Here is an 11,773-nt window from a genome sequence, read left to right on the forward strand (position 1 = left end):
TCGTTCGAACTGTACGTAACCGGTGGCAGCGGATGTTATCAGCCGACCTCGGAGAGGAACGTCAGGAGAGCGGCGTTCACCTCGGCGGGACGCTGCTGCTGGACCCAGTGGCCCGCGCCGTCGAGCACGACGTGCCCGCGCGGGTCCGCGAGCATCCGGTCGAGGTCCTTCGCGGGCATGAACTTCCCGACGGGGTCCCTGGATCCGGTGAGGTACAGCGAGGGCCGGGTGACGACGCGGTCGGCGAGGTGTTCGGTGAGCGTCCAGTTGCGGTCCAGGTTGCGGTAGTAGTTGAGGCCTCCGCGAAAACCCGTCTCCTGGAACGTGTCGACGTAGTAGGCCAGTTCCTCCTCGTTGAGCCACGGCGGGAGCGTCAACTGCTCGTCGTCGTGCTCGGGCCAGGTGGCGGTGAACATCTGCCTGGTGACGATGGTCCTGCGGACGTTCCTGCTCAGGGCGGCCTCGGCGACACCGGGCTCCTGGAACCACACCATGTAGAAGTCGTCGCCGAGGCGCTTGCGCAGGATCGGCAGCGGCGGCGCAGGGGCCCGCGGCGTGACCGGCACGCTCATCCCGGCCACCGCGCGCACCCGCTCGGGGTGGGCCAGGGCCATCTGCCAGACCACGGCGGCGCCCCAGTCGTGCCCGACGAAGACGGCGTCGTCCGCGCCCACGGCGTCGAGGAGCCCGGCCAGGTCGCCGCAGAGCGTCAGGATGTCGTACGCGTCGACGTCGGCGGGGCGTGAACTGCCGCCGTAGCCCCGCATGTCGGGGACCAGCACGCGATGCCCCGCCTCCGCCAGTGCGAAGAGCTGGTGCCGCCAGGAGAACGCCAGCTCGGGAAAGCCGTGGCACAGCACCACCGGGGGCCTGCCCGGCCGTTCGTCGCCGTGGTCGAAGACGCGGAGCGTGATGCCGTCCGTCGCGACCTCGCGCGTCGCGACGCGGTTCCACTCGGCGATCGGGATGTGTGTCGTCATACGCAGAACTCCCGTGATCCGCAGGTCCGGCGCGAGAACTCGCGCTGGTGGAGGCCGTGTTCAAGGTATTGAACTTGACGTTGGGTTCAAATGTACAGGGCCCCCTCATCCGGGGACCCCCTTGAGCGGACGGCGACCCGCAGGCGGGGCCGGGCCCGGCCGCGGTCGAGGCCCGATGAGCACGGGAGGCGAGGCGCCGCGCTCGGCAGGCCGTCCGGGTGGCCCGATGACCCTTGAACCTGAATCCGGATTCAATTATGTTGACGGGACCCGAGGCGAGTGAGGGTGCCAGGCGATGACTGAGACGCGTACGCGCAGTGCGGTCCTGTTCGACTTCGGCGGGGTGCTGACCACGAGCGTGGTCGCCGCCTTCGAGGAGCTCGGCGCGGAACTGGGCGACGACCCGCGGCTGTTGCTGCGGCTGCTCTCGAAGGACGAGGAGAGCGCCGCGCTGCTCGTGGCGCACGAGGAAGGGCGCATCGGGGAGCGGCAGTTCGAGGACGGCTTCGCGGCGCGGCTGCGGGCGCACGGGGCGGCGGTCGAGGGCCCGGGGCTGGTGGACCGTCTGCAGGTCCGGCTGCGCGCGGACCCCGACATGATCGCCCTCGTGGCGAAGGCGCGGGCCGACGGGCACCGCGTCGGACTGCTCTCCAACTCCCTGGGCGACAACTGTTACGCCGGCTTCGACCTGCCCGCGATGTTCGACGCCGTGACGGTGTCCGGGGAGATCGGGGTGCGCAAGCCGTCGCGCCGCGCGTACGAGATCGCGTGCGAGCGCATCGGGGCGCGGCCCGAGGACACCGTGATGGTGGACGACCTGCGCCAGAACGTCGCGGCGGCCGAGCGGCTCGGCATCGCCGGGGTCGTGCACCGCGACGCGGCCACGACCGCCGCGGAGCTGGCGCGCCTCCTGGCGCCGACGCCCGGCGCGTGAGACCCAGACTCCGGACCAAGACCGCCGGACCAAGACCGCCGGACCAAGACCGCCGGACCAAGACCGCCGGACCAAGACCGCCGGACCAAGACCGTGGGAGGACGACCCGTGTTCGACGTGACCGACAGGGCCAAGGAGTACCAGGAGAGGCTGCTCGCCTACATGGACGAGCACATCTACCCCGCCGAGGCGGTGTACGAGGCGCAGATGGCGGAGTCCGGCGATCCGCACTTCCACCCGCCGATCCTGGAGGAGCTCAAGGCCGAGGCGAGGAAGCAGGGCCTGTGGAACCTCTTCCACCCGCACCCGGAGTGGGGCCCCGGCCTGACCAACCTGGAGTACGCGCCGCTGGCCGAGATCATGGGCCGCAGCGCGCACCTCGCCCCCGAGGCCACCAACTGCAACGCGCCGGACACCGGCAACATGGAGGTCCTCACGCTCTTCGGCACCGAGGAGCACAAGGAGAAGTGGCTGAAGCCGCTGCTGGCCGGCGAGATCGCCTCCGCGTTCGCGATGACCGAACCCGCGGTCGCCAGCTCCGACGCCCGCAACATCGAGATGCGGATGGTCCGCGACGGCGACGACTACGTACTCAACGGCCGCAAGTGGTGGACCTCCAACGCCCTGCACAAGAACTGCAGGGTGCTCGTCGTCATGGGCAAGACCGACCCGGACGGGCCGAGCCACCGTCAGCAGAGCATGATGGTCGTCCCGCTCGACACCCCGGGCGTCACGGTCCTGCGCGGCCTGCCCGTCTTCGGCTACCAGGACCGCGAGGGCCACGCGGAGGTGCTCTTCGAGGACGTGCGCGTCCCCCGCGGTGCCCTGCTCGCGGGCGAGGGCGACGGCTTCATGATCAGCCAGGCGCGGCTCGGCCCCGGCCGCATCCACCACTGCATGCGCACGATCGGCATGGCCGAACGCGCCCTCGATCTGCTGATCGACCGCGCGCAGTCGCGCACGACGTTCGGTGCGCCCCTCGCCGACCGGGCCAACATCCAGGACTGGATCGCCGAGGCCCGCGTCGAGATCGACATGGCGCGGCTGCTGACCCTCAAGGCCGCGCACCTGATGGACACCGTCGGCAACAAGGAGGCGCGCACGGAGATCGCCGCGATCAAGGTCGCCGCCCCCGAGGTCGCGCTCAAGGTCATCGACCGCGCGATCCAGGTGCACGGCGGCGCGGGCGTCAGCGACGACTTCCCGCTGGCCTCCATGTACGCCCATCTGCGCACCCTGCGCCTGGCCGACGGCCCCGACGAGGTGCACAAGCGCACCATCGCGCTGCGCGAGCTGCGCCGCCGCGAGTCCGAGCGGGCCGCGCGATGAGCGGCCCGCTGGACGGCAGGGTCGCCGTTGTCACAGGCGCGTCCCGGGGCATCGGCCTCGCGGCGGCCGCGGCCCTGCGCGACCGCGGCGCGCAGGTCGTGGTGACCTCGCGCAGCGAGGAACGCGCCGAGGAGGCGGCCGCCGAACTGGGCGCAGGCGTGGCCGGTTTCGGCGCCCACGCAACCGACGAGGCCGCCGCCCGCGCCTGCGTCGACCACGTCGTCGCGACGTACGGCAGCCTCGACATCCTGGTCAACAACGCCGGTACGAACCCCGCGTACGGCCCGGTCGTCGACCAGGACCACGCGCGCTTCGCCAAGACGATGGACGTCAACCTGTGGGCACCGATCCTGTGGACGTCACTGGCGGTGAAGGCATGGATGGGCGAACACGGCGGCGCCGTCGTCAACACCGCCTCGATCGGCGGCCTTTCGGTGGCCCAGGACGTCGGCATCTACCACGTCTCCAAGGCCGCGCTCATCCACCTCACCAAGCAACTCGCCCTGGAACTGGGCCCGAAGGTCCGCGTGAACGCCATCGCACCCGGCGTCGTCCGCACGAAGCTCGCCGAGGCGCTCTGGCAGGAGAACGAGGCCCGGGTCGCCGCGGCCACCCCGCTGGGCCGGATCGGCGAACCCGAGGACCTGGCGGAGGCCGTGGCGTTCCTCGCGGGCGACGGGGCGCGCTGGATCACGGGGGAGACGCTGGTCGTGGACGGAGGGCAGCTGCTCGGGGGCGGGCCGCTGTGAGGAATGTCCGTATGCGGTGAGGAGTTTCTCCATGTCTGCGCAACTCCCGTATATCGCCAAAGAGTTGGTGATTCGGGCAGACTGGTGCGGTGGCAGACTTCATCGAGTTCTCCTTCGATGACGGGACACGGCTGGCCCTGCGGGCGTTCGCTCCCTTGCCTGATGCCGCGGGCGAAGGCGACGGCACCGAGGGCGCCGACGACCCGGTCCCGGGTTTCGGCCAGTCCCGACCCGTGGCGGGCGGCCGCCGGGTCGTGACCGCGGCCGAAAGCGCCCTGCGCATGTTGCTCGCCCCGGTCGTGCCCCTGCTGCAACAGGTGCACGACACGGTTTCCACCGTCCCGGACACCCCGCAGGAGCTCTCCGTCTCCTTCGGGGTCCGTGTCGCCCAGGACCTGAAGATCGGCATCGTGGGCGCCACCGCCGAAGCGACCATGACGGTCACCGCGACCTGGCATCTCGACCATGCCGGGTGAGGAGCGCAGCGGGCTGCGTGCGCCGAGGACCCGAGCGGGAACGGTACGGACGTACCTGGCTTCGGTCAGGAAACTACGTTCGGGTTCGATCGCGGGCGGTGGTGTGTACCTCGGCGAAGGGCGCGTGCTGACGTGCTCCCACGTGGTCAACGCCGCGCTCGGGCGTGAGTTGTTCACCCAGGATCGCCCGGCGACGGCTGCCTCGGTGGACCTCGGCTTTCCGGTGTCGGACGGCAACGCCTTGTTCACGGCGCGGGTCACGCGGTGGATTCCGGCGCGGCGGCCGGGTCCGAAGCGGGAGCCTGCCCGCCCCGGCGACCGGATCTGGACAGGTGACCTGGCGGTGCTCACGCTGGGCGGGACGCCTCCCGCGGGGCTGCGGCAGGTGCCGTGGGCGGCGATGGACGAGGGGCAGGAGGTGCGCGCCTGGTACGGCAGCGGCCAGTCGTTCACCTTCGCCGACGGCTCGGTGCGCCTGCGCGAGGACTCCTGGGCCGTGGTCGACTCGGTGCTGCGCGGAGCGGCCATCGGACCCGGCTACAGCGGCGGCCCTCTGTGGTGCGAGGCGAAGCAGGCCGCGGTGGGTATCGTCCTGGGCATCATGCCGGCGGATACGGACACCTTCGCCGACCACCAGGTCGTCCGCCGCACGATCACCCTCCCCTGGCAGGTGATCGAGGCCGAACTGGGAGAGGGATACGTCCAGTTGCCGCAGAAGCGGTGCGGCGCGGCACTCCTGACGATCGCCGTGGACCCCGCCGTGCGCCATGCGATGGCGCGGACGGTCGCGGACCTGCTCCAGGACCCGGTGGCACGTGCCGCCCACGCCGACAGGCTGGCGGCCGATCTGGGGCTCGACACCTCGGAGAGCGACACGGCGACGGTCGACGACATCGCGGAGGTGCTGCTCACCCGGCATCGGGCCATCGCCGTGCTGACGGAGGGCCTGGCCAAGGAGCATCCGGTCGGCACCGCCGCGCTCCTGTCCTTGGGCCGGTCCGCTCTCCTGCCCGGTCTGCTCTCGGTCCGCGAGCACCGCTGGCTGCTCGATCTGCTCCCTGCGGAGGGCATGATCCCGTTGAGGGAAGCGGCTCGCGAGGCCCTGCCGCACGCGCTGCTCTTCGACGAGGAGACGGAGACCCCTGAAGAGGAGACGGAGGCCCCCGAAACGGAGCGGCTCGTCGGACTCTTGGAGGAGTACGGCGGCGACAGCGCGCCCATACCCGACGGCACGCCTCGCGTACCGGCCCTGTTGCGGGTCGTGGAGTACGTGGCTGCTTGTTGCGACGCGGCGCGCGCCGACGGCCTGCGGGAGTGGTGCAAGGCGGTGGCCGAACGCCTCGGAGTGGCGGATGCCGCCCTGCGGGAGCGCCGGTACGACGCGGTGGCCTGGGCGGAGGCACGTCGTCGGCGCGCCACCGAATCCGCCCAGCCCCGACTCACGGTGCGGCTGTGGCGCGGGTACTCCGGCATGTACCACTGCGCAGCCTGGTACAACTCGGGCCGCGTCGGCGAGGAAGACCGCAGGGTCGTCGCGGAGGAACAGGAACTCCAACCGGCCGAGATTGCACGGCGGTTGCACAGAGCCCTGCTCCGCGCGACCGCGGAGAGCGGTGGGAGCGGTGGAGCCGGACAGCCGACGGCGACGGCGACCGCGGAACCCGTCATCGAGGTCCTGCTCGACCGCGGAGATCTCGACGAACCGATCGAGGAGTGGGACGGCGAGGACCCCGACACCGGCATTCCGTGCGTACTCGGCGCCGAGTACGCGATCGTCATCCGATGCCCCGAGGTGCGCCACCGCGCCGGGGCACGGCTGCCCGACTGGCGGCTGCGCTGGGACCGACGCGAGCACGGCGCCCTGCTGTGCCTGGACCACGGGCACACCACTCCGATGCAGGTGTACGGACTGCTCGCGGACGACCGGAACGTGGCCCGGGTGGTGCTGGGCTGCGAGGAACGGCATCGGGCGCGCCTGCGGGCGATGTGCCTTGCTCTGGGCGTGCCGGTGGTGCTGTGGGACCGCAGGACCACCGACCGGAGCGACCATCTCACCGCCCTGATGTCCAAGGGCTCGTTCACGGCGCTTCCCCATCGCGTACGCAGGCACCGCGCGCGAGCGCTCGGCGAGCCTGAGGCGGTCACCACGGCGCCCGCCCTCATCTGGGACGACCCCACGCGAATCCCGCCGCTGCCGTACTGGAGGGACCCGACAGGCGAGGAGCAGACCCCATGACGGAACCGCCGAGCACCGACACCGCCGACGGCTGGCGGCTCTTCCGCGGGGACGGTCAGCCGCGGCACGTCACGATGCCCGAGCCGCCCCCCTGGCGCCGGTTCGGGCCGAGGAGCACCCCGGAAGACGCGATTCCCGGACACCCCGACGCGTTCCGCCCCTACCTCATCGACCGGCCCCAGGCCGATGTCGTCAACGCGGCCCTGCATCTGCGCCGCCCCCTGCTGGTCACCGGTCACCCCGGCACCGGCAAGTCCTCCCTCGCGTACGCCATCGCGCACGAAATGCAGCTGGGCAAGGTGCTGCGCTGGCCGGTCAGCAGCCGTTCCACCGTGGCCGAGGCCCTGTACCAGTACGACGCCGTCGGCCGGCTCCGCGAGAGCAGCCTCACCAAGGACCAGGGCACGGCGCTCCCGGACATCGGGCACTTCATCCGGCTCGGGCCGCTGGGCACCGCGATGACACCGTGCCCGACGCCGCGCGTGTTGCTCATCGACGAGTTCGACAAGGGCGATGTCGACCTGCCGAACGACCTGCTCACCGTCCTGGAGGAGGGGGAGTTCGAGATACCGGAGCTCTCCAGGCTGCCCGCGGGGGAGGACCGGGTCCACGTGCACACGGCGCACGCGCAGCCCCCCGTCCTCGTCACGCGCGGGTTCGTCCGGTGCTCCGAGTTCCCGGTGATCGTGATCACCAGCAACGGAGAACGGGAGTTCCCGCCCGCGTTCCTGCGCCGCTGCGTACGTCTCTACCTGCCCGACCCCGACGAGCAGCGGTTGTGGGCGATCGTCGGCGCCCATCTCGGCGAGGACGCGCTGCCGGGCGTCGCCGACTTGATCCGCACGTTCCTCGCCCGCCGTGCGCCGGGGGAGCTCGCCACGGATCAGCTGCTCAATGCCGCCCATCTACGTCTGAGCGGCGTGGACCTCGATGCGGAGGGGCTGCTCGACGCGGTGCTCCATCAGCTGGGTGGAGCGGTGTAGCCGTGCTGGAGGAGATGCTGCGTCTGCTGCGGGAAGTGGGCGGCGAGCCGACCGCGCAGGAGCTCGTCGACGTGCTGTGGTTGGCGGAGCGGATGCCTCGCGGAGAGGCGGCGCCCCTGGCCCTGGCGACGGCGGGGAGGAGCTCCGGGAACGGGAAACCGCTTCCGAAAGGGCGGACCGACGCGGTGCCGAACCGTGTCGAGAGGGAGCAGGATCCGTCGGCGGACCTGTACGCCGCACCGGAGCTCGACGAACCCGTCGGTGCGCAGGACCCGGCGAGCGCGGACCGCGCATCGCCGACGGGCGGGCCCGGACCCGACACGGCGGCGCCGCCCCGGCCACGGGGAAGGCCCGTCAGGGTCCCCGAACCCCGGTCGCTGTCCACGTTCCTGCCGGCCGCCAGGGCCCTGCGTCCGCTGAAGAGGTACAGGCCCTCACCACTCCGTACCGAGGTCGACGAGGCCGCGACGGTGGAGCAGATCGCGCAGACCGGACTCATGGAGGTGGTGACCCGGCCAGTCCGGGAGCGCTGGCTCGATCTCGTCCTCGTCCTCGACGACGGCCCGTCGATGCTCCTGTGGCAGCGGCGCTGCACCGAACTGCGCACGCTGCTGGAACAGTTGGGAGCCTTCCGGCGGATCGAGGTCAGAGGACTGCGGCTGCGCGCCGGTCATCCTCCCACCCTGGTCACCCGCCCGTTCGCCGATGCCCAACGCGTCGTGCGGCCCGCCGCGATCACCGACCCCTCCGGCCGTACGATGACGCTCCTCGTGTCCGACGGGGCGGGTCCCGGCTGGCGTGACGGAGGCGTGCACGCGTTGCTGTCCCAGTGGGCCAGGTACGGGCCGACGGCAGTGCTGCACGCCTTGCCCCCGCGGATGTGGGACGGCTCGGGGCTGGCCGCGCGCCGCTGGACGGTGCGGTCCTGCAGGCCCGGCGCCGCCAACGTGACCTGGCGGATCGACGACCCCTTGCTGCCCGCGGAGTTGAGCTACCTCAGCGGCATGCCCGTCCCCGTACTGGAGCCGGACCCGCGCGCCCTGGCCGCATGGGTACGGCTGACGGTGTCGGGCAGCGGTGGCGAGACGCTGCACTTGTGGGACGCCGCGATCCCGGCGCTTCGGCCCGGGCCGCCGGCACCGCGCGCGGGGGACGCCCCGGCCGCGCAGCAGGTCCGCGACTTCCGCCGTACGGCGTCGCCCGGTGCCTATCGCCTGGCGACCCACTTGGCGGCCGTCTCACCGCTCACCGTCCCCGTCATGCGACTGGTCGCCGAGGCGCTTCCATGGCCCACCACCACCGCGCAGCTCGCGGAGGTGTTCCTGGGCGGTCTGGTGCGGCCGGCGGCGCACATGCCCCAGGACACCATCCGCCACCGGCACCGAGTCTTCCGCTTCCCGGACGACGTACGCCGCATCCTGGTCGACGCGCTGCCCACCGCGCAGACCACGGAGACCACGCGCCGCGTCGCACGGCGGATCGGCGAACTGGCGGGTCGCGCACCGGACTTCCCCGCATGGCTGAGCCACGAGGCCGGTACGGACCCGCTGCCCGAGGAGGCCAGGGGCTTCGGGCGGCTGGAGGCTCGGCTTCGGAGTGCTGAGATCCCGTCGATGTCTCTCGGCGGCGTGCCGGAGGTCGATCTACGGATCAAGGGCGACCGTGTGTGTCTGACGGCGGTCGGCGGACGTGCGGAGTGGCCACTGGGCGCCGAAGTCGGCGGGATCGCGTACGACTGGGCGCACGTCGGTCCGCGGCTGCGCGAAGGGCTGCTCGGCGGGGCTCCTGCGGGGCTGTGGGAGAAGCTGCTGAGCGAGGTGCCCGAAGAGGCTCCGCTGCGCGTCAGGCTCGACATCGACACCCCCGAACTCGCGGCACTGCCATGGGAGTTGATGGGCGACGTACGGTCTCTGTGGCGCAGGACCCGCTTGGCGATCAGCAGAAAGCGGCACGCGGGCCCTTCCGGGGGCGCCGGTGAATCCAGCAGCCACGGTCCCCTCCGCGTCCTGCTCGTGATCTGCAATCCGCACGACCCCGATCGTGCGGCGGAGCGCGAGGTCGCCATGATCGGGGCGGCGCTCTCCGCTCTCCCCGGGCGGGTCCATACCGAGGTCCTCGACGGCCCGAGCCTTCCGCGGCTGGCCGGAGAAATCGCCGCTCTGCGTCCGCGCGTGCTGCACTTCATCGGGCATCGCATGGACACGGCGGAGGGCTATCTGTGCGTCGTCCACGGCGAGAACAAATGGTGGTGGCTCGGTCCGGAGGAGATGGGCGCCCTCTACGACGGGTGGACGCCGCCGCTCGTCGTGTTCACCACGCACCGTCAAGCGGACGCTCCCGCCGCCCAGTTGACGGCGCTGGTCGACGCCTGTCTGGTCCGGGGCTCCGCGGCGGTGGTGACCATGCAGGGCGCCGTCTCGCCCACCACCGGGTTCTCGTACGCGTTCTACGAGCAGCTCTCCCGAGGGCGGCCTCTCGACGTGGCGCTCACCGAGGTCCACCATCATCTGCACATGACGGAACCCGACGGGCCCTCCTGGGCGCCGCCGGTCCTGCACTCCGCCGTGAGCAACCCGGACGACGTCCTGCGGGTGGACTTCGGCCACGCGGAGCCCGAGCTCACCCGGCTCAACGGAAGCTGGCCCTTCGAGCAGCTCGGCATGTTCCTGGGGCGGGACAGGGAGCGGCGCATCGGCTGGTGGGAGCAGCATGCGGGGGAGCAGCCGCAACGCCTGTTGGCCATCACCTCGGCGCAGCGCGGGTCCGGCAAGACGTGGCTGGCCAAGTGGTGCCTGCTCACCAGCATGCTGCGGGGTGAGGACGTCACGTACGCCGATCTCGCCGCTTACGCTGGCCGGGGCGACGGCGACGATCCCGGCACCCTGGGCTGGCTCGCCGTCCTGCGGGCGCTGCGCGAGGCCTGCACGGACCCTCGGCAGCCCGAACCGATGAGCCCGGAGGAGTTCGCCAAGTTCAACCAGGTTCTCAACCGGGCGTTGCGAGGCGGCCAGGACTGGGCGCAGCGGCTCCCCGCGCCCTCGGTGGACTGCGGGGGCCCCTTCGTGGTGGAGAGCGACCGACACGCCGAGGCCCGCAGGCGAGAGATCTTCGAGACCTTCCTGAACACGCTCGGGCTGCGGTCCCAGGCCTGCCGTCGACCGCACCTCCTCGCGATCGACCACGCCGAAGTGATCACCGAGTCGGACTTCCGAGCCGTGCTGCTGCCGCTGCTGCTCGGTCCCGTAGAGGAGTCGGCCGACGAGTTCCCACTGCGCTTCCTGGTGGTGACGCCCCAGACCTGGCCCGGGTTCCGGCACCTCAAGGAGTTCATGCGGAGCGACCCGGTGGCCTTGACCGACTTCCGGCTCCCCGACGGCAAGCGCCTCGTGAGGGAGTTCTGGGAGCGTCAGGTGCACAGCGGCCGGATGCCGAAGGGCCTGGCGTTCGACGACTACGAGCGAGTGTTCGATGCCATGCTGGGGGGCGGCAGTCCGCAGTCCTTCCCCGTCGCCGCATTCCAGCGCCTGCAGGACCTGCTGCTCAGCATGTCCGGCACGGGGGAGCCGGAGGAGTGACCTCGGCCCCGCCGTCGACCGACGCCCCGTCACATGTTCTTCGCCCCCGCCCTGATCGCATCCCGGATCCGGTTGTACGTCCCGCACCGGCAGATGTTGCGGATCTCGTCCAGATCGGCGTCCGTGATCTCGCGGCCCTCGGCCGCGGCCCGGCGGACCTTGGCGACCGCCGTCATGATCTGGCCCGGCTGGCAGTAGCCGCACTGGGCCACGTCCAGGTCCAGCCACGCCTCCTGCATGGGGTGGAGGTCCTTGCCGACCGTGGCGGGCAGGCCCTCGATCGTGGTGATCTCGTCGTCAGGGGCGATCTTGGCGACCGGGACCGAACAGGGGTTGAACGCCTTGCCGTTGATGTGCGACGTACACGCCTGGCAGACGCCGAGGCCGCAGCCGTACTTGGGGCCCGTGACGCCCAGGAGGTCGCGCAGGACCCACAGGAGGCGTACGTCGTCCTCGGCCTCGACGGTGATCCGCTCGCCGTTGAGCTTGAAGGTGTGGCTTGCCATGGAGG

At 71.5% G+C, this 11,773-nt stretch carries 9 protein-coding genes; 7 read left to right on the plus strand and 2 right to left on the minus strand.

What is annotated here, in order from left to right:
* Positions 1 to 38: 38 nt before the first annotated feature.
* Positions 39 to 980 carry an alpha/beta fold hydrolase gene (locus ACZ4D5_RS39025; protein ID WP_467777234.1) on the minus strand — a complete coding sequence of 314 codons (942 nt, stop codon included), beginning with the start codon at positions 978 to 980 and terminating at the stop codon, positions 39 to 41.
* Between the two features lie 295 nt (positions 981 to 1,275).
* Here ACZ4D5_RS39025 and ACZ4D5_RS39030 point away from each other — a divergent pair, with 295 nt between their 5' ends.
* The 7 genes from ACZ4D5_RS39030 to ACZ4D5_RS39060 all read left to right on the plus strand — a co-directional run bounded on the left by ACZ4D5_RS39030 (position 1,276) and on the right by ACZ4D5_RS39060 (position 11,262).
* Positions 1,276 to 1,914 (plus strand): HAD family hydrolase, encoded by a 639-nt coding sequence (locus ACZ4D5_RS39030; protein WP_467777235.1) that lies wholly within the window; start codon positions 1,276 to 1,278, stop codon positions 1,912 to 1,914.
* Between the two features lie 108 nt (positions 1,915 to 2,022).
* A complete protein-coding gene (locus ACZ4D5_RS39035; RefSeq protein WP_467777236.1) occupies positions 2,023 to 3,243 on the plus strand; it encodes an acyl-CoA dehydrogenase family protein in 1,221 nt (406 codons plus the stop codon).
* Positions 3,240 to 3,992, plus strand: a complete 753-nt coding sequence (locus ACZ4D5_RS39040) for an SDR family oxidoreductase (RefSeq protein WP_467777237.1) — start codon at positions 3,240 to 3,242, stop codon at positions 3,990 to 3,992. The genes ACZ4D5_RS39035 and ACZ4D5_RS39040 overlap by 4 nt, the downstream gene beginning before the upstream one ends.
* Before the next feature lie 89 nt (positions 3,993 to 4,081).
* A complete protein-coding gene (locus ACZ4D5_RS39045; protein WP_467777238.1) occupies positions 4,082 to 4,468 on the plus strand; it encodes a CU044_2847 family protein in 387 nt (128 codons plus the stop codon).
* Complete coding sequence (locus tag ACZ4D5_RS39050; RefSeq protein WP_467777239.1) at positions 4,458 to 6,704, plus strand: VMAP-C domain-containing protein; 2,247 nt, start codon at positions 4,458 to 4,460, stop codon at positions 6,702 to 6,704. The genes ACZ4D5_RS39045 and ACZ4D5_RS39050 overlap by 11 nt, the downstream gene beginning before the upstream one ends.
* Positions 6,701 to 7,687: an AAA family ATPase gene (locus ACZ4D5_RS39055; RefSeq protein WP_467777240.1), complete on the plus strand. Its 987-nt coding sequence runs from the start codon at positions 6,701 to 6,703 to the stop codon at positions 7,685 to 7,687. The genes ACZ4D5_RS39050 and ACZ4D5_RS39055 overlap by 4 nt, the downstream gene beginning before the upstream one ends.
* Before the next feature lie 2 nt (positions 7,688 to 7,689).
* Positions 7,690 to 11,262, plus strand: a complete 3,573-nt coding sequence (locus tag ACZ4D5_RS39060) for an SAV_2336 N-terminal domain-related protein (protein WP_467777241.1) — start codon at positions 7,690 to 7,692, stop codon at positions 11,260 to 11,262.
* 29 nt (positions 11,263 to 11,291) lie between these two features.
* On the opposite strand, the gene ACZ4D5_RS39065 is transcribed toward ACZ4D5_RS39060, so the two are convergent.
* Positions 11,292 to 11,768: a (2Fe-2S)-binding protein gene (locus ACZ4D5_RS39065; RefSeq protein ID WP_467777242.1), complete on the minus strand. Its 477-nt coding sequence runs from the start codon at positions 11,766 to 11,768 to the stop codon at positions 11,292 to 11,294.
* Positions 11,769 to 11,773 lie beyond the last annotated feature (5 nt).

Source organism: Streptomyces sp. NPDC025651, from assembly GCF_055558735.1.